Annotated in this window: 21 protein-coding genes and 1 pseudogene; 15 read left to right on the top strand and 7 right to left on the bottom strand. The window is 69.0% G+C overall.

All coding sequences use genetic code 11. The features are described 5' to 3' along the window. Positions 1 to 102 precede the first annotated feature (102 nt). Together NGF19_RS23535 and NGF19_RS23530 are read left to right on the top strand one after the other, a co-directional pair. A complete protein-coding gene (locus tag NGF19_RS23535; protein WP_252427259.1) occupies positions 103 to 1,254 on the top strand; it encodes a LacI family DNA-binding transcriptional regulator in 1,152 nt (383 codons plus the stop codon). 177 nt (positions 1,255 to 1,431) lie between these two features. Continuing rightward, positions 1,432 to 3,852: a protein kinase domain-containing protein gene (locus NGF19_RS23530; RefSeq protein ID WP_252427257.1), complete on the top strand. Its 2,421-nt coding sequence runs from the start codon at positions 1,432 to 1,434 to the stop codon at positions 3,850 to 3,852. 37 nt (positions 3,853 to 3,889) lie between these two features. Here NGF19_RS23530 and NGF19_RS23525 read toward each other — a convergent pair whose 3' ends face one another. Together NGF19_RS23525 and NGF19_RS23520 are read right to left on the bottom strand one after the other, a co-directional pair. Next, positions 3,890 to 4,450 carry a cysteine hydrolase family protein gene (locus NGF19_RS23525; RefSeq protein WP_252427255.1) on the bottom strand — a complete coding sequence of 187 codons (561 nt, stop codon included), beginning with the start codon at positions 4,448 to 4,450 and terminating at the stop codon, positions 3,890 to 3,892. Further along, positions 4,447 to 4,974, bottom strand: a complete 528-nt coding sequence (locus NGF19_RS23520; protein ID WP_252427253.1) for a hypothetical protein — start codon at positions 4,972 to 4,974, stop codon at positions 4,447 to 4,449. Before NGF19_RS23520 ends, NGF19_RS23525 begins: the two co-directional genes overlap by 4 nt. 183 nt (positions 4,975 to 5,157) lie before the next feature. Between NGF19_RS23520 and NGF19_RS23515 the strand changes: the two genes are divergently transcribed. From NGF19_RS23515 to NGF19_RS23495, 5 genes are all read left to right on the top strand, one after another. Continuing rightward, a complete protein-coding gene (locus NGF19_RS23515; protein WP_252427251.1) occupies positions 5,158 to 6,141 on the top strand; it encodes a quinone oxidoreductase family protein in 984 nt (327 codons plus the stop codon). Positions 6,142 to 6,303: 162 nt separating this feature from the next. Then, the gene (locus NGF19_RS23510; RefSeq protein ID WP_252427249.1) at positions 6,304 to 6,807 is read left to right on the top strand and encodes a hemerythrin domain-containing protein; all 504 of its coding nucleotides are present in this window, start codon (positions 6,304 to 6,306) and stop codon (positions 6,805 to 6,807) included. Between the two features lie 55 nt (positions 6,808 to 6,862). Then, a complete protein-coding gene (locus tag NGF19_RS23505; RefSeq protein ID WP_252427247.1) occupies positions 6,863 to 7,585 on the top strand; it encodes a Vgb family protein in 723 nt (240 codons plus the stop codon). 175 nt (positions 7,586 to 7,760) lie between these two features. Next, positions 7,761 to 8,624: an isocitrate lyase/PEP mutase family protein gene (locus tag NGF19_RS23500; RefSeq protein ID WP_252427246.1), complete on the top strand. Its 864-nt coding sequence runs from the start codon at positions 7,761 to 7,763 to the stop codon at positions 8,622 to 8,624. A gap of 143 nt (positions 8,625 to 8,767) precedes the next feature. Continuing rightward, entirely contained in the window at positions 8,768 to 9,226 is a 459-nt protein-coding gene (locus NGF19_RS23495; protein WP_252427244.1) for a hypothetical protein, read from the top strand. Between the two features lie 10 nt (positions 9,227 to 9,236). On the opposite strand, the gene NGF19_RS23490 is transcribed toward NGF19_RS23495, so the two are convergent. Continuing rightward, complete coding sequence (locus NGF19_RS23490) at positions 9,237 to 9,527, bottom strand: hypothetical protein (RefSeq protein ID WP_252427242.1); 291 nt, start codon at positions 9,525 to 9,527, stop codon at positions 9,237 to 9,239. Between the two features lie 184 nt (positions 9,528 to 9,711). Between NGF19_RS23490 and NGF19_RS23485 the strand changes: the two genes are divergently transcribed. Then, positions 9,712 to 10,782, top strand: a complete 1,071-nt coding sequence (locus NGF19_RS23485) for a protein kinase family protein (protein ID WP_252427240.1) — start codon at positions 9,712 to 9,714, stop codon at positions 10,780 to 10,782. Here NGF19_RS23485 and NGF19_RS23480 read toward each other — a convergent pair. Beyond that, entirely contained in the window at positions 10,751 to 11,959 is a 1,209-nt protein-coding gene (locus tag NGF19_RS23480; RefSeq protein ID WP_252427238.1) for an erythromycin esterase family protein, read from the bottom strand. The genes NGF19_RS23485 and NGF19_RS23480 overlap by 32 nt on opposite strands. A gap of 58 nt (positions 11,960 to 12,017) precedes the next feature. On the opposite strand from NGF19_RS23480, the pseudogene NGF19_RS23475 reads away from it, so the two are divergent. Beyond that, a pseudogene (locus tag NGF19_RS23475) lies at positions 12,018 to 12,766 on the top strand (TioE family transcriptional regulator). 80 nt (positions 12,767 to 12,846) lie between these two features. On the opposite strand, the gene NGF19_RS23470 reads toward NGF19_RS23475, so the two are convergent. The 3 genes from NGF19_RS23470 to NGF19_RS23460 form a co-directional block, all read right to left on the bottom strand. Beyond that, a complete protein-coding gene (locus NGF19_RS23470; protein WP_252427236.1) occupies positions 12,847 to 13,158 on the bottom strand; it encodes a hypothetical protein in 312 nt (103 codons plus the stop codon). Between the two features lie 261 nt (positions 13,159 to 13,419). Further along, positions 13,420 to 13,923: an HD domain-containing protein gene (locus tag NGF19_RS23465; protein WP_252427234.1), complete on the bottom strand. Its 504-nt coding sequence runs from the start codon at positions 13,921 to 13,923 to the stop codon at positions 13,420 to 13,422. A gap of 154 nt (positions 13,924 to 14,077) precedes the next feature. Then, positions 14,078 to 15,382: an MFS transporter gene (locus NGF19_RS23460; protein ID WP_252427232.1), complete on the bottom strand. Its 1,305-nt coding sequence runs from the start codon at positions 15,380 to 15,382 to the stop codon at positions 14,078 to 14,080. A 155-nt stretch (positions 15,383 to 15,537) separates the two neighbouring features. On the opposite strand from NGF19_RS23460, the gene NGF19_RS23455 reads away from it, so the two are divergent. The 6 genes from NGF19_RS23455 to NGF19_RS31020 all read left to right on the top strand — a co-directional run bounded on the left by NGF19_RS23455 (position 15,538) and on the right by NGF19_RS31020 (position 23,256). Next, positions 15,538 to 16,473, top strand: a complete 936-nt coding sequence (locus NGF19_RS23455; protein ID WP_252427231.1) for a LysR family transcriptional regulator — start codon at positions 15,538 to 15,540, stop codon at positions 16,471 to 16,473. 510 nt (positions 16,474 to 16,983) lie between these two features. Then, entirely contained in the window at positions 16,984 to 18,291 is a 1,308-nt protein-coding gene (locus NGF19_RS23450) for a B12-binding domain-containing radical SAM protein (protein WP_252427229.1), read from the top strand. Next, positions 18,288 to 19,814, top strand: coding sequence for a B12-binding domain-containing radical SAM protein (locus NGF19_RS23445; RefSeq protein WP_252427227.1), 1,527 nt, complete (start codon positions 18,288 to 18,290; stop codon positions 19,812 to 19,814). The genes NGF19_RS23450 and NGF19_RS23445 overlap by 4 nt, the downstream gene beginning before the upstream one ends. After that, a complete protein-coding gene (locus NGF19_RS23440) occupies positions 19,811 to 21,619 on the top strand; it encodes an AMP-binding protein (RefSeq protein WP_252427225.1) in 1,809 nt (602 codons plus the stop codon). Before NGF19_RS23445 ends, NGF19_RS23440 begins: the two co-directional genes overlap by 4 nt. Before the next feature lie 20 nt (positions 21,620 to 21,639). Further along, positions 21,640 to 21,951: an acyl carrier protein gene (locus NGF19_RS23435; RefSeq protein ID WP_252427223.1), complete on the top strand. Its 312-nt coding sequence runs from the start codon at positions 21,640 to 21,642 to the stop codon at positions 21,949 to 21,951. A gap of 12 nt (positions 21,952 to 21,963) precedes the next feature. After that, positions 21,964 to 23,256, top strand: coding sequence for a beta-ketoacyl-[acyl-carrier-protein] synthase family protein (locus tag NGF19_RS31020; RefSeq protein ID WP_252427221.1), 1,293 nt, complete (start codon positions 21,964 to 21,966; stop codon positions 23,254 to 23,256). The last annotated feature ends 16 nt before the right edge of the window (positions 23,257 to 23,272 follow it).

Raw genomic sequence — 23,272 nt, 5'->3', positions numbered from 1 at the left:
CGCAGTAGTTCTCCAACGGGGCAGTTGTCCGTCGGGTTCGCCGAGGTGCGCCGTTGGCGGAGAATGGGGGGCGGTTCACCAACGGCGAGGTGGGAGACGGGTATGGCAGGCGACGGCGGTCCGGTGACACTGCGCGGGATCGCGGAACAGCTCGGGCTGCATGTGTCGACGGTCTCGCGAGTCCTCAACGGGCCGTCCGGGGAGCAGGCTCGCGCGGCATCGGGCGAGACAGCACGACGGATCCGCGAGCTCGCCGACGAACTCGGCTACCGGCCCAACCCGCACGCCACCAGCCTGCGCACGCGGCGCAGCAACCTCGTCGGGGTGCTCTTCCCCCGACTGTCGGAGATCGTGGTGGCCACGATCTACGAGGGTGTGGAGGAGGAGGCGACCCTGCGGGGGCTCTCCACGTTCGTCACCAACACCCACGACGACCCCACCATCCAGCGCGAGCGGATCGCCATGGTCCTGGGGCGCCGCGTGGACGGCCTCATCATCGGCGACGCACACCTGGACGGGGCCGCGCTGACCGACCCGGGTCCGGGTGGCGAGGGCCTGCGCAGTACGGGTCCCGGTGGCAAGAGTCTGCGCGGTACGGGTCCGGGTGGCAAGAGTCTGCGCGGTACGTCTCCGGGTGGCACGGGTCCGGGCCTGGGCGGCGCGCCCTTCGTCCTCGTCAACCGCCGTACGGACGCCGGTCATCCAGCGGTCACATGCGACGACCACCTGGGCGGGCGACTCGTGGCCGAGCACTTCCTGGCCCTGGGCCACCGTCAGGTGGCCGTCATCGCCGGTGAGCCCTTCGCCAGTACCGGCACCGACCGCACCTCCGGCTTCGTCGACCGCTACCGCGAGGCCGGACTGCCGCTGCCCACCCACCGGGTGCGGCACTGCCCCTTCGACACGACCGGCGGGCACCGGGCCGCCGTCGACCTGCTGAGCGGGTCGGACCGGCCGACCGCGATCTTCGCCGTCAACGACCTCGCGGCGATCGGCACCATCGGCGCCGCCCGCGACCTGGGCCTGCGGCTGGGGGAAGACCTCGCGCTCGCCGGGTTCAACGACACGCCCCTCGCCGCCGAACTGCCCGTCCCGCTCACCAGCGTCCACTCCCCGATGGCCGAACAGGGCAGACGCGCCGTACGACTGCTGCTGCGCCGTATCGCGGGCGAGCCCGTCGCCTCGGAGGCGCTCAGGCCCGATCTCGTGGTGCGGGCCTCCACGGGTACGGCGATCGGGCCAAGTCTGCTGTGATCAGCAACCGGTAGGCGGTGAACGGCGATCGGGGCGACGTGACGCCACCCCGATCGCCCGCCGGTTTCGTTCCCGCCAAGCTCATCGCACATCCTTGCCCAAACGATTGGCGCAAACGATTGGGTAGCGCATACTGACCATTCGAGACGGGTCCGGCTCTGGCAACGGGGTGGCTTCATGGGGTGGTTCGGCAAGCGGCGTGGGGCGGGGTCGGATACCGGCGCTGTTCCCCGGCAGGAGTTCGTCGCCTCTCTGCGGGAGGGCAGCCGGGCAGCCGAGCTGACGGGGCATCAGTACGGTGCGCAGCAAGCCGCCGAACGTTACGCGGAACTCGTCGCACGAGCCAAACGCGTCCTCGGCCCCCAGGACATCGACACCTTGGCGCTACGGCATCAACTGGCCCACTGGACCGGCGAGTCCGGACAACCGGAGGTCGCGGTGCGCCTCTTCACGCAACTGATGGCCGACCGGGAGCGGTTACAGGGGCCGCGTCATCAGGACACCGAGCTGGCTCGGCACCAACTGGCCCACTGGCACGGGCGGTCGGGCCGATCCGAGGAGGCCGTCCGCCGCTACGAAGCCATGCGCCGGTCCGCCGAGCGCGAAGGCCGCACCGAGAAGGCGCTCACGCTGCTGTGCGAGGTGGGCTACTGGCAGCAGATGAGCGGCGACAACGCGGCAGCACTGCGCGCGTTCTCCGGGATGTTGCGGACCGCCCAGCAGGAACTCGGCCCCGGCCACCAGCTCGTCACCGTCGCCCGTCAGCGCTACGCCGAGGTCTCCGGCGGGCTGCCGTTCGGCAACGAGGGCGGCGACGAAGGGCTGCGGGACCTCCTCGCAACGGCCGCCGCGGTCGAGGCCTCGGGGGACTTCCCGCGCGCGGGCCGGATGTACGGGGAGATAGCCGCGCGGTGCGAGCACCTCTACGGGGCGGGCAGCTCCCGTACCCTCTCCGCACGCGTGGCGCAGGCCAAGACGGCGGTGAGCGCCAAGGACTTCACGACGGCGGTCGACTGTTTCGGGAAGGTGCTCGCGTGCATGGAGTTGCAGGGGCAGGGGCCGGGCTCACCGGAGTACGACATCCTTCGCGGCCAGCGCGACGAGCTGGCAAAGATGGCCGGGCGCACGGTACTTCGTATGGCGGAACGGACCGCGACGCTGTTGGGCGAGGTCGTGCAGGCCGCGCCCACGGCGGCATGCGCGGTACTCGCACGCGAGCCCGGCGCTTCGCACGCGACCTGCCTCACGGTCGTGAACGACGGCGCGGACGACCTGACTTGGCGCGCATGGACCGAGGAGCGGTGGGCGGCCGTGCTACGGGACCTGTCTCGGCAGGGCTACGAGGCGACGGCCCTCTGCTTCGCTCGCGACGACCTCCGGCCGACCCCCGAAGAGGTCTCTGTGTGCGAGCAGTTGGGGGTGTCGGGTGTCTATGTCTCCCGCTTGAGTGAGGAGAACGTACGGATCGATGCGTACGTCTTCCGGAAGGGCGAGCCGGAGGCGATCCGGGTCGTCGTGGTGCAGGACGAGCGGCGCGCGATGGGTCAACAGGACGCGCGGAAGCGGGTGTCCGCGGAAGCCGACGGCCGGGTCGCGTGGCACGGGCAGGCCGCGGCCATCGGGACGTGGCGGGAGATGAAGCGGGCACGGCCCGCCGCCGGGGTGGACCGGCCACCGGCCTTCGGCCCGTACGAGGTGCTGGAGCGCGTCGGCGAGGGCGGCTTCGGGCGGGTCTACCTGTGCCAGGACACCGATGGGCTGATGGTCGCGGTCAAGACGCTCCACGCGCACCTCGCGGCGGCTCCCCCGATCAAGCAGGGCTTCGCCCATGAGGTGCGAGCGGCCCAGCGGGTCGACGGGCGGTTCACCGTGCCGGTGATCGCGGCGGACACCGACGGTTCTACGCCGTGGATGGCGGTGCCGTACGTGGCAGCGCCTTCCTTGCAGGAACTCGCCGACTGCTGCGGGCAGTTGGACGTCGACCTGGTGCGCACGCTGGGGGCGGGCATCGCGGTCGCCCTGAGCGCCATCCACGCCGAGGGCATCGTGCACCTCGATCTCAAGCCGGCCAACGTCCTGTTGACCGAGGACGGCCCGCGCGTCATCGACTTCGGTATCGCCCAGATCGCGAGGCTCACCGAGCCGCGGCGCGGCTTCGCCGGAACCTACGCGTACGCCTCCCCCGAGCAGTTACGCGAGCAGCGCACGTTCACGCCTGCCAGTGACGTGTTCTCCCTGGGTACCGTCCTCGCCCGCCTCGCGCTGGGGCGCAGCCCGTGGGGTCGGGACACGCCGTCCGTGGTCGCCAACATCCGGGCCGGCAGGCCCGAACTCGCCGGGCTGCCCGGGGACTTCGTGGAGGTGATCCGGTCGTGCCTTCACCTCGACCCGGAACAGCGGCCGACGGCCGGTGAGGTGGCCGAGGCGCTGGTTCCCGGTGCCGGTGAGGGCAGGATCGACCGGCCGCCGCTGTCCGAGCGGGCGCGGGCTCTCGTCACGGAGCACACCACCATGCCCGCCACACGCCACTACACGACGCTCGCCTGTACCCGCGCTCAGGGCACCAACGGCCCCACATGGTCGGCGTGTTCGCAGTAGTCGGCGTGTTCAGGTGATAGTCGGCGCGTTCGCGGCATCAGTGAGGGGCGATGGTCTTGAGCCAGTCGTCGACGGTGACGACATCCGCCCACTGTGGGAACAGGCGCTCGACGAGGACCCGGTGCACCTCGGGGTCGGGGTCCAGGCAGGCGTCGGGCAGGACGGTGAGGCCGAAGTCCTGGTCGTTCGCCTGGCAGAGGGTGGAGAGAACCACCGCGCTGGTGGCGATGCCGGTGAGTACGAGGCTGTCGATGCCGCGTGCCCTGAGCACCACGTCGAGATCGCTGCCCGAGAACGCGCTCGCCCGTCTCTTGGTGACCACCACCTCGCCCGGCCGGGGCGCGACCTCGGGGTGGATCTCGGTACCGGCGGCCCCCTCGATGTAGAGACCGGCCTGTGCGATGGCCGCAAGTGCCCTGTTGCGCGTGCCGACTTCGGGGAACTCGGGACGTAACGCGATGACCACGTAGATCACGGGGATGTCCACCGCCCTGGCCCCGTCGATCGCCCGGCGCAGGCGTGGCAGGTATCCGGAGTCGTGGTCCACGGCGTCCACGATGGCCTGTTGGACGTCCATCACGAGAAGTGCGCTGCTCATGTCGTCTCCCTGTCCGCTCGGTGCAGTTCTCCGGCTGCCAGCACAGCGTAGGCGGCGCCGAGGGCCAGCACGCCTGGGATGGCGAGCATGGTGCGGTGGTCGTTCTCCAGGACGGCTTGGTATTGGCTCCGGGAGATCTCGACCGTGCCGCGCGCGTGGGGTGTCATGTCGAAGGCGACGTAGCGGCCGTTCCGTATCTCTGCCGACTGCAGGTTCCCTTCTGTCGCCATGCTGAAGGCCACCAGCACCACGCCCCACAGGGCCATCGCGCCAAGTGTCAGTTGCACCTTGCCGGGCAGACACCGGAAGGCCAGCCAGATCGCGTGCTTGTCCGGGCCCCTCGGCATCAGTCGCACCAGAGCGGACACGAAGGTCAGGAAGACCAGCGCGAACGCCGCGGCGCCCAGGCTGCTCGTGCCGGTGAGCGGCAGGACCCCCGGTAGCCACGTGAGCGTGGCCAGCGACAAGAGCGTGGCACCCAGCCCGAGGGCGACACCAGCGTGCAGCTTGAAAGTCCATCCCATGGTGCACAGCGTGTCACAGGGGCGGGGCGAGGTCGTTGCCGCCCATCTCGTTCTTCTGAGGTCCTGAGAGCCGATCCGCCGCCTTCTGCGTACGCGCACTGCGGCAACGCAAGCCTGGTGGTGGCACACCCAGGATGAGCAGGCACTGCCCACCGTGTTGCCGGGACCGGCAGGATCGATGGCATGAACACCAGCAGCACGCAGATGACGGCCGTGACCATCCCCGAGTTCGGCGAGGCCGAGACACTGCGCGTGGCCACCCTGCCGATACCCGACCCCGGGCCGGGCCAGGTCGCCATCGACGTGGTCTACGCGGGCGCCAACTTCGCCGAGGTCCTCTACCGGCGCGGCGTGGTCGACGTACCCCTTCCGTTCGTGCCCGGTATCGAGGTGGCAGGCCGGATCCGAGCCATCGGCAAGGGAGTTGAGGGGTTGACCGTGGGGCAACCGGTGGCCGCGCTCACGATCGTCGACAGCGGCGGCTATGCCGAGGTGGTGGTCACCTCGGCGCACCTGGTCGCGCCGCTGGACGACTCGGGTCTCGCGATGGACGTCGCCGCGGCGCTGCCGTCCAACAGCACCACCGCGTTGCTCGTGCTCCACCGGGTGGCCCGGCTCGCCCCCGGTGAGAGCGTTCTGGTCCATGCGGCGGCCGGTGGAGTGGGCAGCCAACTCGGTCAGGTTGCCCGGCTGTTGGGGGCGGGGCGTGTGGTCGGAACCGTCGGCGGCGAAGCCAAGGTGGAGACCGCGAAGCGCTTCGGCTACGACGAGGTGATCCTGCGGGACCGGGTCGCCGACGCCGGCCAGTTCGACGTCGTGGTCGACATGGTCGGTGGACCCACCCGCCGCGCCAGTCTGGACCGGCTGGCCCCCATGGGACGTCTGGTCGTCATGGGCAATGCCTCGGATGCGGAGGACGTCGGTGTTCCGGCGAACGAACTGTGGTTCACCAACAAGACCGTCTCCGGCTTCAACCTTGCCGCGTTCTCCGCCGACTTCCCCCGGGAGACGGGCCGAGCACTGCGCCGCGCGGTGACGGCTGCGGCTTCGGGAGACCTGCGCGTGCAGGTCGAGACGCTGCCGCTGGAGCAGGCCGCCGAGGCCCACCGTCGTATCGAGTCGGGTGCCACTACGGGCAAACTCGTGCTCCAGGTCGGGGCGTTGTGATGTGAGGTCGGGGTGCTGCGCAAGGGAACGGTTGGCCGGCTCAGGGACAGGAATGTGCTTGACAGGCGAATCGGCTCGCCGCTAGAACTTTGTGCCAGCGTCGCAGTGCACCCGGCAAAGAGACCGTCGTGGGCATGGAGGCGTGGAACCAATGGACTCACCTTGGTCACATCTGACGAACGCCTGAGAGGCTTCGGCACACAACTGATCGAAGTACACCTCTGGCTTCGCGAAGAACTCGCATCCCTCCGCGGAAACGTCGAGGGGTATCTCACTGAAGGCGCCCCGCTGCGCGAACTGCGGACCAACTGCCTCACGTTCTGCTCGGCACTGCACCGGCACCATCACGGCGAGGACGCCACGGCATTCGACGTACTTGCCGCGCAGTACCCCGAACTGACCGCCTTCATCGAGGAGTTGCGCAAAGACCATGACTTGGTGGAGGAATCGCTGCGACGGCTCGAGGCGCTCGTCGCCGAACTCGGCAACACGGACCGCGACCCCATCGAGATCCAGCGCGAGATCGACGGCCTCGCGGCCTTGATGGAGACGCACTTCGTGTACGAGGAGAAGCGCATCGTCTCTGCCCTGAACGCACTGGACATCCCGGCGTGGCATGACACCCCACCGGCGTTCCTGCGTTCCGACACCCCGCCACCCGGTTGACGAGCACCGCCCTTGGGTGGACCGACTCGTTCGGCATGCCCTGAAGGGACTTGCGGTGACCACCGACGTCTCGATCGAAGAACACAAGGTCGCCGACCGTGAGAGGGGCCCGTACGCGGTCACCGCGGGTCCCGACGGCGCGCTCTGGTACGCCCAGGTCCACAGTGGCCGGATCGGCCGTCTCACCTTGGACGGTGAACACACCGAGTACCTGCTGACGCCGGACTGCGGGCCCATGGTCATCATCCCCGGCCTGGACGGAGCGCTCTGGTTCACCGAGAACCGGCCCCACCGGATCGGCCGTGTCACGACCGCCGGTGTGGTCGCCGGGTACCCGCTGCCCACGCCCGTATGCGGCCCCTTCGGAATCGCCCAAGGGCCGGACGGCGCCCTGTGGTTCACCGAGACCTTGGCCGACCGTATCGGTCGGATCGCTCCGGACGGGCAAGTCACCGAGTACGACCTGCCCGTCCGCGGCGCGTTCCCCTCGGCGATCACGGCGGGTGGCGACGGCGCCCTGTGGTTCACCCTCAACCAGGCCGATGCCATCGGCCGGATCGACACCGACGGCGCCATACGCATCCACCCGCTGGGTGGAGGGGGCGCGAACTCCGCTGCGCGGACCATGCCGCAGGAGCAGCGCCGGCGAGCACGTACAACACGGCCAACACGGTTCCGACGAGCACGTCAACCGGATCCGCGACGCCTACCCGCGAGGGTCGTACACAAGGTCAAGAACGGCGTGTCCGTAGGTATAGGGACGGTCATGTCTGTATAGGTATGCGTGTCTTCGCGAGAGGGCAGATCGCGTCCCGTTCGAACCGAGTGCCGCCGCCGTTTCCCCAATGACCGAAATCCCGTCACTCCGGCCGACGATGCCCGGAATCACGGGCCACCCAGCGACCACCGCTCTCGCCCCGTCCCTTGGAACACCAGGTCCTCAAGGAGAAGTCATGCGTTACGGAAGTGTGCTGAGGAAGGAAGTCCGGTCCCCCGGAACGACTCCGCTCATCGGCATCTACGACATGTACTCGGCGTCCGTCGTGGCCGGGCACTACGACGGGTTCTTCGTGTCCGGATTCGGCTTCGCCGCCTCCCACTACGGGCTTCCCGACATCGGATTCATCGCCTGGCCGGACATGTTGGCCTTCGTGGAACGGCTGCGCCTGGCCTTCCCCTCCCACCACCTCCTGGTCGACATCGACGACGGGTACGTGGACCCGGAGGTCGCCTGCCATGTGGTGCAGCGGCTGGAACGGATCGGCGCCTCCGGCGTCATCCTGGAGGACCAGAAGCGCCCCCGCCGGTGCGGCCATGCGAACGGCAAGCAGGTGCTGCCGCTGGAGGAGTACCTGGAGAAGCTCAACCTCGTGCTGGAGAGCCGCCGGGACCTGGTGGTCGTCGCCCGCACGGACGCCACGGAGGAGGACGAGATCCTGCGTCGGGCCAAGGCGTTGGCCGCGACGGACGCGGATGTCGTCCTGGTCGACGGGGTCCGCAGCGTCGAGTGGATCAAGCGCATCCGCGACGTGATCGGTGACAAGCCGCTGCTGTTCAACCAGATCGCGGGCGGCAAGTCACCCCGGCTCTCGCTCACCGAACTCACCGAACTGGGTTGCCAGGTGGCCATCTACAGCACCCCTTGCCTGTTCGCCGCGCACTCCGCTATCGACACCGCACTGACGGACCTCAAGCGAGCCGATGGGCGGCTTCCCGAGTTCGATCCGGACACGGGAATCGGGGTGCGGCGGTCGACGGAACTGCTGGAGCGGAACATCAGCAGGCACCACCCGGTCCACGAGCCCACGCTCGCCTGACCCACACCATGTACGGTCTCCGGACCGCCGGAGCCCGACCACCGGACTTGCGGGGGCGGCCGATGGCACCAAGCCACCCGCACCGCCCCCGCACTCATGCACCCGACCGCCAGGACCGCACGGTCGGAAAGGAACTCTGGAACATGGGACCCACCTCATCGAAGGCGCGCGCGGCCCTGGTGGCCGCTCTCGGCCTGCTCTGCCAAGGCCAGTTGACCGCCGGAACCGCCTGGGCCGACGCCCCTGCGGGTGGCATGGAGACACATCACGGCCCCTCCCTGATCACTATCGACAACTCCAACGCCGACTCCTGGCTCGAAGTCGACCGCACGGCCAATGTGCTGGCCCCGCTGAGCAAGGGCACGGCGGGCAGTGACCATGACGGCGGAGGAGGAGCGGTCGACCAGACCGTCTCGGCCTCGCAGGGAGTGGGCGTCCAGGCCGCTCCGGACGAACACGAGGGCGAGGAAGAGGGCCCGGAGACAAGGGACGCGGCGACCGGAGGAGACGACGACGAGGGCGACGCGGACACCGAACGCGCTGCCCGCAGCACCGCGACCGCGAAGCCGCCGACGGATGCTGCGGCCCCGTCGGAGCCCTGACAGGCGCGGCTCAGAGCTCTTGTGGCGGGCCGATGACGGACCGACCGATCTGCTCGGCCAGCCAGGAGGCGTGTCGCTCCTCGGCCCCGTCGCGATGCCCGCGGCGCACGTACACAAGAACGGTGTGGTCGTCGGCGCGCTGGTCGAGAGTCGTGGCACGGCAGTTGAACAGCAGCCCGGAGAGATCGGGCGCGTGAACGCCGACATGCAGACCCGTCGGGTCGCAAGGGTCCCTCGCCCAGTCCCCTACGTCCTCCTTCCTGAACCAGGGGTCAGGCAACGCCTCGCGTATGCACAGCACTTCTCGGACAGTCCGCAGTTCGATGTTCCACGGAGACCTCCGCACACCGTCCCCGCATGTCCACCTGCAACTGCGCCCGTATGCGGAAAGGTTGCTCAAGCGGGGATAGGCTCGGCCGCGTTCGCGAACGTGGCCGCGTTCGCGAGAGGATCGAAGCCCCGGTTCCGGGCCCGAGGAGTCGTCGATGCACCACCCTGATGCGCGCTATGCCGCGCGGCTCGCCACGTACGGGACCGTGGCCACACGTCTGTCCCTCATGAGTGACCGTCGGCTCGGTGAGGCCGTGGCCGCCGCTGCCCCGCTCGGCTCCGGTGTCGGTGGCAGATCAGCGGAGTTGGACATCGACGGCACGCGCGTGTTCGTCAAGCGGGTCCCCCTCACGGACAGGGAGTTGCGGCCGGAGAACGTACGGTCGACGGCGAACCTCTTCGGACTGCCGATGTTCTACCAGTACGGGGTGGGCTCGGCCGGGTTCGGGGCTTGGCGCGAGCTGGCCGCGCACATCATGACCACCCACTGGGTCCTCGGAAACGAGTACGAGGGCTTTCCGCTGATGTACCACTGGCGCATCCTGCCGGACTCCCCTCCCGAAGGGTTCACCGACGTGTTCGGGGACATCGACGGGGCGGTGAAGTACTGGGAGGGCTCGTCGGCCGTGCGCGAGCGTCTGGAGGCCATCGGCCGGTCCTCGGCCAGCCTGGTGCTCTTCTTGGAGCATGTCCCGCAGACGCTCGCCGACTGGCTGCACGACCACCTGACCACCGCGCCGGAGGGCGGGGTGGGTTCGCCGTACCTGTGGGTCGAGGAGGCCCTCGCACGAGGGACGGCCTTCATGAGTTCGCGCGGACTCGTCCACTTCGACGCCCACTTCGGCAATCTCCTGACCGACGGCCGAACGCTGTACTTCGCCGACTTCGGACTCGCCCTCAGCTCCGACTTCGAACTGGCGTCGGCCGAGGCGGAGTTCCTCTCCGACCACCTCGTCTACGACCACGGCCACACCATGCGCCATCTGCTCCGCTACCACCTGCCCGAGAGGCTGCGCGGCGGTTCGGACCACGAGGCGTTCCTGCGTGAGTGGATTGCCGGCCGTCGACCCGATGACGTCCCGCGCGACATCGCCGCGATCATCGATCGGCATGCCCAAGCCACCATGGTCATGGGCGAGTTCGCCCGCTGCCTGGTCAACGAGAGCAAGCGGACGCCGTTTCCGGGCGCCGAGATCAGGAGGGCGTCGCGCACACGTCCTTGGTGAACACGATGCCGTCGAATCCGGGCAGGTGCGCCGGGTCGAGCGGGGCGTAGCCGAACCAGGGGGACACGCGGGGCGCGGGCGGTGTGTCGCCGAGGGTGGTGGCCATCTGCCGTGCGTCGATGAGGGAGCGGTCTTCCGGGAGCGCGTACAGGAGTCCTTCGAGGGTGTCCGGCGGTGGTGTGTCCACCCCCTGGTGCCGGATCGTGCCGAGGGCCGTCGCCACGAAGGCGTACTCCTCCCCGAGTTGGGCGTTCACCAGCGCACCGGCGCTCCACCACTCCACCGGCCCCTGCCACATCCGCATCGTGCTCTTCTCCCGCTGGAGATGGGAGTTGTGGGCGTGGACGAGTACCGGGCCGCGAGCGGCGAGGGCGAGGAGGTTGTGGGCCATCATCAGGTCCCGCAGGGCGCAGAGTCGTGTCATGCGGGCCGGTGAGGTGTCCGCCATCCCGTGGTGGTAGCGCAGCAGGCCGGTGGCGGTACGTCCGTACAGGCGCGCCCGGTCCAAGGCGTCCAGCGAGGTCGTGGCAAGCAGATGCGGCGCCTGCTGGTCGAGCAGCGCCACCAAGTCATCTGCGAGAAGCCGAAGTTGATCCGCGTCGGCGGACTGCCCCACGGACTGCTTCGGGTCCGTCATCGCGGCGGAGTCGGTCCATCGCTCGTCGGCGCCGAGCAGTCGGTCGAGTGTGTCCACGGTGCACGGGAGCAGGTCCGCGTCCACCCGGGCCGCGAGGTAGCCGTGGAGCGCGGTGAGGGCCTGCCGGGGGCTCGCGGCGCCGGTGATCTCCAACGGGCCGTCGATCCCGGCGAAATGGAGCCGGTCCGATGCGGGCCGACCGTCGTTGAACGCGCGCATCCAGCGTACGAGTTCGCGGTTGCCGTCGAGGGCGCCCCAGTCGTGGCTGAAGCCGTGTTCCACGACCTCGTCGAGAGTGCCTGTGCCCGAAGTGACGTAGTCGTCCACGACCAGGCCGCCCATGCAGTCGCTCTCGATCGCGATCGTCCGGTAGCCCTCGTGCTCCACGAGCTGTCGGAAGAGTTCGTTGCGCAGGTCGAGCAGAGCGTTCTCGCCGTGGGTGGGCTCGCCCAGGGCGAGCAGCCGGGGCCGGGCCGGGAGCAGTCTCATGACGGCGTCGGCGTCGATGGGGTGGGCGGTGTCCTTGATGTCAGGAGCCATGCCTTCAACGGTATCGTTGAACGTTCGATTGAGACTTTCGCTCGATATCGTCAGGGTCATGGGGCGAAACCTTCAAAGCGGCGATCGGCTCAAGCTCAGGCCGGTCGATCTGGCGCGCGAGCACGGTCTGTCCACGCAGGCGGTCAGGAACTACGAGGAGGCCGGCATCCTTCCGGCCGCCGACCGCACACCTCACGGCTACCGCACCTATACGTCGCTGCACGCGCGGGCTCTGCGCGCGTTCCTCGCCCTGATACCCGGGCACGGCCATCGGACGGCGGCGTCGATCATGCGGGCCGTGAACCAGGCGCGGTCGACGAGGCGTTCCGTCTCATCGACGAGAGTCACGCGCAACTCCTGGAAGACCGGCGGACCCTCCAGGCCGTGGAGAGCGCCCTCGGCGGCCTGGAACCGACCGCGCCACCCGAGCCCGACGCGCCGTCCGGGCCCGTCAGGTTCATCGGCCCGCTGGCAGGGCGCCTCGGCATCCACCCCGCCACGCTGCGCACTTGGGAGCGCGCGGGGCTGGTGAGCCCGCGCCGCGACCCGCGGACCGGGTACCGCGTCTACAGCGAGGCCGACGTACGGGATGCCCGGCTGGCACACCAACTCAGGCGCGGAGGCTACCTGTTGGAGCAGATCGCCCCGCTGATCGCCCAGGTCCGGGCGGCAGGCGGACCCGAGCCGCTGGAGGCCACGTTGCGCGACTGGCACGACCGGTTGGCCACCCGCGGGCGCGCGATGCTGGCCGGGGCGGCCGAGTTGGAGGCGTACCTCCGTATCGCGCCACCGCCGCCCGGTCGTTGAGCACGGGCGGTGGATCGCGCGGCAACTGGGCCTGTCCGGCTGCCGTTCAGCCCTTCGTGACGGTCGGGGGCGTACAACCGTCATTCGGCCCTCTCTTCCGCTCGCCGCTGCGACGGTTCACGCCTCAGTCGGTACATCCGCTCGCGGTGGCGGAAGTACCCCTGGACCACGGCGGACCGGTCCTTGGACTCCTGCGGCAGAAGTACGGCGGCGACGCTCGCCATCGCCGTGCACAGCACCGAGCACAGCACCACCCACCAGGGGGCACCGACGTACGCCAGGACGCTGACCGTCGCCCCGCCGCCGATCGCACCGGTCGCCGGGAGCGGGAGCTGCGGAGCGCGCCGACGTCGAGTGGTCGGGGACTCCTCTGTCACCCGGGTTGCAGGCATGGCCCCTCCATGTCTTGGGCGTGACGACGTCACGCGCGGATGGGCGGACGACCGAACCTCGGACGCGCGGAAGGGTCGGCTTCCGCGAGCCCTGGTCGGTCCGGTACGCCGCCCGGACATGGGAAGAGAGCGCGCTACCGCGCGAGCATTACGCGGGTTCTCCAGAATTTCTGGAGCAATCTGCCGACGTGCTATCGGCGCCTGCCGCCGTACCACCGGCGCCTCCCGCCGTGCTTCCGGCGCCTGCCGTCGCCCCGCCCGTCAGCGGAGTTCGTCGAGGAGTGCCGGGTTGACGATCGACACGATGGTCTCGATCTGCTCGGGATCGACGGTGGGCCACAGGATGTCCCGCGCGGCCCGGTACTTCGCCGCGAGGCGTGCCCGCTGCTCCGGGGAGAGTCGGGCGGCGCGGTCGGGACGGGAGTTGTGCGCGTTGTCGGCGATCTTGACCAGGGTGGCGTCCCGGCTGGAGGTGATGCGCCGGATCTTCTCTTCGTAAGCGACACCAGGGGTGTTGGTGACGTCCTCCACGATGCGGACGACCCGGTCCGGGATGCCGAGGGCGCGGAGCTGTTCGGCGGTGCAGTCGGTGTCCTCGAGGATGTCGTGGAGCAGACCGGCCATTTCCAGAGCCGGGCCGAGCGGCGCGAGTCCGGCGGCGACGGCGCGGACGTGGTCGACGTACGGTACGCCGATCTTGTCGACCTGTCCGGCGTGTGCCCGGTCCGCGAGCGCGTCGGCCTCGGCGACGGTCACTTCTCCCATGTTTCATCCCACTCGCACGACGTGGCGCCTGTGAACGCGCATGAACCTGCATGACCCCGAATGACCCCGCATGAGGGGGAATCATAGGGGAGTTGACCACTCGTAGATCCGTCGAGGCGCGCCGACCGAGCGCGGTGACGACCGTGGCAGCCCTTCAGGTGCGGCTCGGTGACGACTGCGATTCCGGCTCAGGCTCCGGCCCCGTCTTCGACTCCGGCTCGGATCCGGTCGCTGCCACGCGGCGGGGAAGCAGCAGCGGGGTCGCCAGGAGGAGCACACCCGCCAGGCCGATGGCCGTTCGCGGGCCGAGCAGACTGCCCAGTACACCCCAGAGAGCCGTCAGGAGCGCGGCCGAGCCCTTGGTCGTCACCGCCCAGGCGGTCAGGGTGCGGGTGACCCGGTCGGTCGCGGTGCGTTCGAGGCGGTAGGTGGTGTAGACGGGGTTGAAGACGCCGCAGCAGAAGATGAGCCCGAGTTCGACGCCGATCACGAGCAGCAGGCCTCCCGTGCCCGGCCCCAGGAAGGCCAGGCCGATGGACCACAGCGCTCGCAACGCCCCGCTCGCGACCAGGACTTGATGCCGGCCGTACCGGGTGACGAGCGGTCGGGCCAGTCGGGAGCCGAGCAGTCCACCGATCGAGGGCGCGGCGAACGCGAGGCCGTACTGCCAGGGTGAGAAGCCGAGTTGACCGAGCATCAGGACGGCCATCAGCGGCGAGGTGGCCATCACCAGGCCGTTGAAGAGGGCGGTGTTGAAGAACAGCGGACGCAACGCCCGGTCGGCGAGGATGTACCGCCAGCCGTCGAGCAGGTCCCCGGCCCGCATGCGTGTGGTCTCGCGGCGCTCGGGCCGCGGCTCGTGGCCACGGGTCGCGCGGATGCCCAGGGCCGAGAGCAGGTAGCTGACCGCGTCGGCCAGCACGGTCGCCACCGGGCCGAGGAGCCCGATGGCCGCGCCGCCCAGCGGTGGACCGATGATGGTGGTCGTCCAGGACGTGGACTCGAAGCGGGCGTTGGCGACGAGCAGGTCCTCGGCGGGCAGCAGCGTCTTCAGATACGCGCCGGAGGCGGCACGGAAGGTGATGTCGGCCGACGCGACGGCGACCGAGACCAGCAGGAGTTGAAGGAAGGTGAGGACGCCGAGCGCGTACGCGGTGGGGATCGTCAGCAGCGCCGCGCACCGCAGCAGGTCCATCGTGATCAGTACGGGCCGCTTTCGGCGGAACTCCACCCAGGGGCCGAGAGGCACCGCCACGGCCGCGCCCACCGCGGTGCCCACGGCGGAGAGCGCGGCGACCTCGGTCGGTCCGGCGTGCAGCACCTGGACGGCGATCAGCGGGAACGCGCCGAAGGCGAGCCATGTGCCGAGCGCGCTGGTCCCGTACGCCGCCCAGAGCCACCCGAACCGCCACCCCAGCCGGTGGCCGAGCAGATGCCCCAGCCGGTGCCCGCTCCTCATGCCCGCCGCCCCTCGCCGCTCGCCACTCGCCACTCGCCCGCTCACCTGTACAACCGATCCGCGTTCGATGACATAGAAGCGAGTGTCGTGTGCAGGGATCAAACAAGCACAGGGCCGCCTGCCACAACTACTGGTTGTGTCCCTAGGGTGTCGGTATGGATCTCGACACCGTCCGGACCTTCGTCGTCGCCGCCGACGCGGGGCAGTTCCAGGAGGCCGCCGCCGAGCTGGCGGTCACGCAGCAGGCCGTCTCCAAGCGCATCGCGGCGCTGGAGCGCACCCTCGGCGTGCGGCTGTTCACGCGCACCGCGCGCGGCTCCGGGCTCACCATCGACGGACAGGCGTTCCTGCCCCACGCGCGCGAGCTGCTGCGCGTGGCGGAGCGCGCGGTCGCGTCCGTGCGCCCCGGCCGCCGTCCGCTGCGCGTCGACGTGATCTCTTCGCGTGGCGCGCAGTCGGGCCTGCTGCGCGACTTCCACCGTGCGCATCCCGAGATCGACCTCGACGTGGTCATGCTGTTCGACATCGAGGCGGCTGTCGCCGCCATCCGGTCCGGCACGATCGACGCCTCCTTCCGTGCCGTCGCCATGCCCGGCCGTCCCCTTCCCGAGGACATCGAGTCCGTCCGGGTGCTCGACGAGCGGCTCCAGCTCCTCACCGGCCCGGCCCACGCGCTGGCGGGCGCCCGGTCGCTGCCCCTCGCCCAGCTCGTCGGGCACCGGATCTGGATGCCGGGCATCGTCCCCGGCACGGAATGGGGCGCCTACTACGACGATCTCGTCGCCGAGTTCGGCCTCACCATCGAGGCGACCGGCCCCAACTTCGGCTCCGACGCGCTCCTGGACACCGTCGCCGACACCCCGGCCCTGGCCACCTTCATGGGCGAGTCGACCCGTCTCGTCTGGCCCGCCGGCCATGGCCTGCGCCGTATCCCGGTGACCGACCCGACGCCCGTCTACCCGCACTCGCTCCTCTGGCACCGCGACAACCCCCACCCGGCACTGGCCGCCCTCCGCGCCCACCTCGCCGCCACCACGGCCGACCACGACGCCACCGGTACCTGGGTGCCGGGCTGGACGGTTCCGGCATAACGATCAAGTTTCGGCTTCCTGGTACATCCCACCGACACCATCTACGCTCCATCACCATCCCATCGGCACCCCGTCACCACCCCATCAACGCCCCATCGACGCCCCATCGACGCCTCGAGAACGCCCGGGAACACCCAGGAACGCTTTTCCGTCTGCGTTTCCGATTCCACGAAGCAGTCAAGATCGAAACAGCGCAGGCAAGATCGTCTCTTCCCGCCCCGCTGACGTCGCGCTTTCCTTTCCGTTCCCGTTCCACCGCGTGCGCGCACCGCCGCCCGCACAGCCGGAAGCGATCGCGGTATCGGTATACGGGTGGCCTGAATACGGCTGCCGTCACATCTCAGGACCACTGAACGGGTTGACACCTAAGATCAGCCGCTCATAGGGTCACGGGCTTGGAGCACCTCCAGTTCTTTCCTGGCTATTCAACCGACAATGCGCACCACCTTTTGGCGTGCTGTCGATCACGGCTTGTTCGCGGGACCACGAATTCCAAGCGAGGGGACGTACATGAAGAGAGTGCTCCTGACAACCGCCCCCAAAGAGGCGTTGATCGAGCCCAACGGAGTAGGCGGGAACTGGTACGACCGTACCGATACCTATATGGCCTGGACCTGTGCCGTGGATATCGAGGACCGGCTCTCCGTGACGTGTCCGCCGACCGGTCTCCGCTTCATCAAGCACAATGTGCCGGACGTCGAGATCCTCGAATACCCGACGTGGCAGGAGTATCTCGACGCCCTGCATTCCGAGCCGTGGGACATGGTCGGGATCAGCTTCTACACCTGGTCCACGCCGGTCGCGATCGAGATGGCCAAGGCCGCGCGCGAGGCGGAAGTACCCGAGATCTGGGGCGGTAACTACGGCGTTCTCACGCCTGATATCGACCAGTACTTCACCAGGCTGGTGAAAGGGGCGGGCGAGGCGCCGATCCATCAGTACGTCTACGACCGGCCGCTGCCCCGGGTCCGGCACCCCGCGATGATGGGGCAGAGCGGATTCAGGGGAATCAGCTCTCCCGTCGGATACCTGTACTCGAAGCGCGGTTGCAACATCGGGTGCACGTTCTGCTCGACGCCGCTCTTCAATCCCAAAGAAGAGGCCATCTTCATGGAGGACACCTACGCGGCGCTCGACGCGTACCGGGACGCGAAGGTGGCTCACGTCATCATCTACGACGAGAGCTTCTTCCTCACCAACTCGCTCGCGGAACAGGTGGTCGACGCCCTGGCGGAGCGCGAGTTGCCCTGGATCTGTCTGACCCGCGCCGATCTGATCCGGGGGCGCATCCCGGAACTCACCGACCGCTACATGGACGGCGCAATCGTCGGCATCGAGTCGTACCGCGACAAGAACATCGCCGATGTGAAGAAGCGCGACGACGTCTACAACGTCCGGCAGACGGTACGTGAGTTGATCGACAACGGGCGCCGGGCGCTGGGCACCTTCATGGTCGGGTTCGCCGAGGACAGCATCGAGGACATGCAGTTCGACATCGAGCAGCTCAGTCAAGAGGGGCTGTTCGCCTGTCAGTTGACTCTGTTGACCCCGTTCCACCGCACCCGGCTGTACCGGCAGATGGAGCATCTGGTCGACGAGCCGGATCTGAGCAAGCACGACCTGTACAACCTGGTGTGGAAGCACCCGAAGATGAACCGCAGCGAAGCGCGGGACCTGTTGGCCTGGGCGCAGCGACGGGTCAACGACCCCGACCGCATCGCCGCCAAGCTCAAGCAGGAGATGAAGGACAAGGTGCGCAAGGAGTTCGCGCGCCGGCACGCCGCGCAGGAGATCACGTCGTCGGGCTCCGCGTCATGACGGGCCTCAACATCCTCTGTGTGCAATTGGGGTTCCACGAGGCGTATCCCGACGCGTCGACGCTGGCCACCACCTACAACGACGGCATCTACTACGTCGCCTCGTTCGTCCAGCAGGAGTTCCCGCAGGCCCGGGTCGAGATGTGTCAGATGTTCTGGGGCGAGAAGCCCGAGGACTTCCCTCTCGCCGACTACGACTACATCCTGATCTCGGCGCTCGCGACCCACTTCTGGTCCAACATCGAGACGCTGGAGCTGATCCAGCGCCACAAGCGGCCCGACTGCGTGGTGGTCATGGGCGGGCCGCACGCGGCGTTCGCGCCCTACGAGGCGTTGCGCTACGCGGACTACGCGGTGACCGCCGAGGGAGAGATCCCGACCGTCCAGCTCATCACGGCGCTGGAGGCCGGGCAGCCCGTCACCGACGTGGACAACCTGGCCTACATCGGCGCCGACGGCGAGCTGACACTGAACAAGGTCACCCGGTACGGAGGCTTCGCCAACGCGATCAATCCGCAATTCCTCACGCGCGCACCGAAGTTGCACTGGGCGACGGTCTCCATGTCGCGCGGCTGCCCGTTCAACTGCTCGTTCTGCTACGCGATCCGGCTGCTCGGACGCCGCTTCCGTACCAAGACGGCGCAGGACGTACGCAGCGAACTCGACGCCATCCACGAGCAGACCGGTTGCAGCCGGTTCTATGTCACGGACCTGAACTTCACGACCCGCAAGAGCTATTGCCGCGAGATCGCCGAGACGTTCCGCGACCGCGACTACAAGTTCATCGCCATGAGTCGGATCAACCACGCCGACGACATGGACCTGGTCCTCGACCTCAAGCGGTCAGGTTTCGAGGAGTACTGCCTCGGGGTGGAGTCGGAGGATCCGAGCGTCCTCCAGGCCTTCAACAAGCGTGTGGACCCCTCGGAACAGACCCGGCGCCTGGTGCGCTTCGCGGAGAACGACATCGCGATCCACTCCGCGATCATCTTCGGGCTGGACGTCCAGGACCGTCAGGCGATCGAGTCCACCGCGTACTGGTGCGCAGAGGCGCGCATCATGCACCCCGTCTTCGTATGCCTGGCGGAGTACCCGTTCCAGGACCTGCTGTACGGGGCGCGCCAGGACATCGAGGACCACCGGATCATCATGGAGGTGCCGACGTACCAGCACTACTCGTTCGTCGGCATCTTCCCCCGCCACATGCGCCCCAGTGAACTGCAGCAGGGCATCCTGGACAGTTACGGGATCTTCTTCAAGCGGGCGTTCGAGATCGAGCGGCGACCGCAACGACGGGCTCGGCTGAAGGCGTACCAGCGCAGCGTCGAGTGCGGGCGGGCCGGTATGGAGCAACACATCCGATTCCTGGCGGAGTTGGAGAAGCCGTACTACACCTCGTCCGGCACCTTGAAGGAGGACCTGCTCAAGGCCGACTTCGACGCGCGGTACGGCGACCTGCGCACCTGGCTGGGACGGTCGTCCAAGCGCTCGGACGTCGAGTTCGTGAAGGGATACGCCCGATGACCGGCTCTCACCCGGCGACGACCGTCATCGACGCGCTCCTCGACAGCGCGGCCCGCACCCCGGACCGGTCGGCGTTCCATGTCATCGAACGTTCCGAGGACACCTTCTCGCTCAGTTACGCCGATGTGTGCCATCTGATCGCGCAGAGCGTCTCCGGGCTCGCGGCGCAGGGGATCGACGCGGCCGAGCGCGTGGTCGTCGTCCTGCCCACGTCGCGGGACTTCCTCTCGGTCTACCTCGGCTGTCTCTACGCCGGGGTCGTGCCGATCGTCGCGGCGGAGCCCACCACCGGCGACACGTCCCGCTACTCCGCACACCTGGGCCGGCTCGTGGCACACGCACAGGCCAGGCGGGTCATCACCACTCCGGAACTGGCGGCCGTCCTCACCCCCTCGCTGCCGGTGCCGGTGACCACGCCGGACGCCCTGCGCGGCACACCCGTACCGCTGGACGCGCCCCGCGCGACACCGACGTCGCTCGCCCATCTCCAGGCCACCTCCGGCTCGACCGGTGTGCCGAAGCTGGCCATGATCCGGCACGGCAACATCGTCGCCAACGTGCGGGCGATCGCCGAAGCGATCCGGGGCACGGCCGACGACACACTGGTGAGCTGGCTCCCGCTCTTCCACGACATGGGGCTCATCGGGATCTCGTACGCGCTGCAGGCGCGCATCCCGATGGTGCTCTCCGATCCCGTCAACTTCCTGCGCAATCCGATGTCCTGGCTGCATTGGATGAGCCGCTTCCGAGGCACTCTGTCGCCCGCGCCCAGCTCCGCGTTCCACATCTGCGCGCGCGTCGCACGACGTCGGCCGCCCAAGGATCTCGACCTGTCGACGTGGCGTGTCGCGCTGTGCGGGGCGGAACCCGTACACGAGGGCACCCTGAGCGAATTCCAGGCGGCGTTCGGCCCGTTCGGGCTGCCCGAGACGACGCTCAGGCCCGTGTACGGGCTCGCGGAGGCCACGCTCGCGGTCACCATCTCCGATGTCACACGGCCGTACGCGGTCGACCGGGTCGACGCCGAGGCCGCCGCGGCGAAGGGATACGCCGAGCCCCGCCCGTCCGGTGACCCGCGCACGACGGCCATGATGTGCGTGGGCCCGGTCGTGCCCGGTCATACGGTGCGGGTGGTGGGCCCGGACGGGAAGCCACTGCCCGATCGTGTGATCGGTGAGATCGAGGTCGCGGGGCCCAGCGTGATCGACGGGTATCTTCCTGAGCCCGACGACACCCCGGCTACCGGGGCGGACGGCGCGGATGGCACGGATGGCACGGGCGAGGAACCGTTCAAGGGACCGGACGGTCATCTGGGCACGGGCGACCTCGGCTATCTGGTCGACGGCGAGCTGTACGTCACCGGCCGCAGCAAGGACATCGTGATCATCGCGGGCCGCAACTACGTTCCCGACCAGGTGGAGCGGTTCGTGGAGAGCGTGACCCGGAGCCCGCGCACTCCGGCGGTCGTCGCGGTCGGCGTCCGTGACGCGACGCTGCACACGGAGCAGCTCCATCTCCTGCTCGACGAGCGGCTCGCCGAGGGCCGTGACCGGCAGGAGGTCACCGGCCAGGTGAGCCGCGCGCTGGACGAGGCGTTCGGGATCAGCGGTGTCACCTACCACTGGGTGCCCCGGGCGCAACTGCCCCGGACGACCAGTGGCAAGATCCAGCGCCATCTGTGCCGGAAGCTGATCGAGGACGGGGCCATTGGGGCGGCATCCGCAGCCTCCTCGGCGGGTACCACCGACCGCGCGACCGACGGCTCCGCACCACGGGCCGCCGCACCAGTGAGCCGACGAGCATGACCTCCGAAGGGGAACCCGCGATGCAGGATGAGAAGCAGGAAGAGCAGCAGGGCGAGAAGCAGGATGCGACGCAGGACCAGGAACTCTTCGCCCGGATCGTCGGGCACATCGGTGAGTTCGTGGAGCGCGACGTCTCGTATCTGACCCCGCAGTCGAACCTCGGCACCTCTATCGAAGGGATGAGCTCGCTCAAGATGATCGAGTTGCTCCTCTACCTGGAGGACTGCTTCTCCGTGGACTTCGACGAATCCGTCATGGAGAAGCTCGAGACGATGCAGGACCTCGAGAGCTACATACGAGAGGCCCAGGACGTGTCCGGGCCGCAGGCCTGACACGGTCCTTCGGTGCGGCGCAGACGTGTGGTGGTCACCGGTGCGGGAGTGGTCTGCTCGCTCGGCTCGACGGTCGACGACCTGTGGCAGGGCCTCCTCGACGGCCGCTCGGGAATCGCCCCGGTGACCCGTTTCGACCCGGCCCGCTTCCACAGCCGTCTCGCGGGTGAGGTCGACGACGCCGAGGTGACACTCTCGCCGGGTCCGTACGCGTTCGAGTTCAAGCGGATGAGCGCGTTCGTGCGGTACGCGCTCTTCGCCGCGGAGCGGGCGGTCGAGGACAGCGGACTGACCGGAGAGCCGTGCGACGGGCCGGTCGGAGAGGCGTACAGCGGCGGGAGCGCCCCGCGGGTGGGGCCGGGTCTCCCGTCAGGGGGAGCCGTCTACCTGGGCGTGGCCATGGGAGGGCTGCCCAGCATCGAGGCCGGTGTCCTCAAGCAGGAGCGCCAAGGGGTGCGCAAGACCAGTCCGTTCCTCATCCCCTCGCTCATCCCCAACATGGCGGCGAGCGCGATCGCATTGCGCCACGGGATCGCGGACGAGCAGGTGACGATCGCCGGTGCCTGCGCGAGTGGCTGCCAGGCGGTGGGTGAGGCGATGCGCGCGATCCGGTCCGGTGACCGCACCTGGGCGCTGGCGGGCGGAGCGGAGGCCGTGACGACTCCGATCACCTACTCCGGCTTCCAGGCCATGATGGCTCTGAGCCGCGACGAGGATCCGGCCAGTACGCCGCGCCCGTTCGACCGTCGCCGGGACGGGATGGTCGTCGGTGAGGGGGCGGCCGTCTTCGTACTGGAAGACGGCGCGCATGCCGAGGCGCGCGGTGCGGAGGTGTACGGCGAACTGGTCGGCTATGCCACGAACAGCGGATGCGACGACCTCACCGGCATCTCGACTCCCCATGTCGTCCGGTGCATGGACGGCGCACTCGCCGACGCGGGCGTGGCCGCGGACGCCGTCGACTGCGTGTACGCGCAGGCGTCCGGCATGGTCCGGGGAGACGCGGCCGAACTCGCCGCCGTGCGCGAGCTGTTGACAGGCGCTGGTCGTCGGCCGGTCGTCACGTCCATCAAGGGACACACGGGATACATGTTCGCCGCGAACGGCCCGATGAACCTCGCCGCCGCGCTGATGGCACTTCGCCACCAGACCGTGTCACCGACGCTGAAGTACGAACAGAGCGATGCCGCGTTCACCGGCGTCGATATCGCCGGTGAGGCGCGGAAGACCGAGCTGCGTCGTTGTCTGATCAACGCCTTCGGTTTCGGCGGGATCAATGCCAGTCTCGTCGTGTCGCGCGCATAGCCACGAACAACCGTGA

This window comes from Streptomyces macrolidinus, from assembly GCF_023887685.1.
GTDB classification, from domain to species: domain Bacteria; phylum Actinomycetota; class Actinomycetes; order Streptomycetales; family Streptomycetaceae; genus Streptomyces; species Streptomyces macrolidinus.
This window is presented reverse-complemented; position numbering and strand designations above follow the sequence as displayed.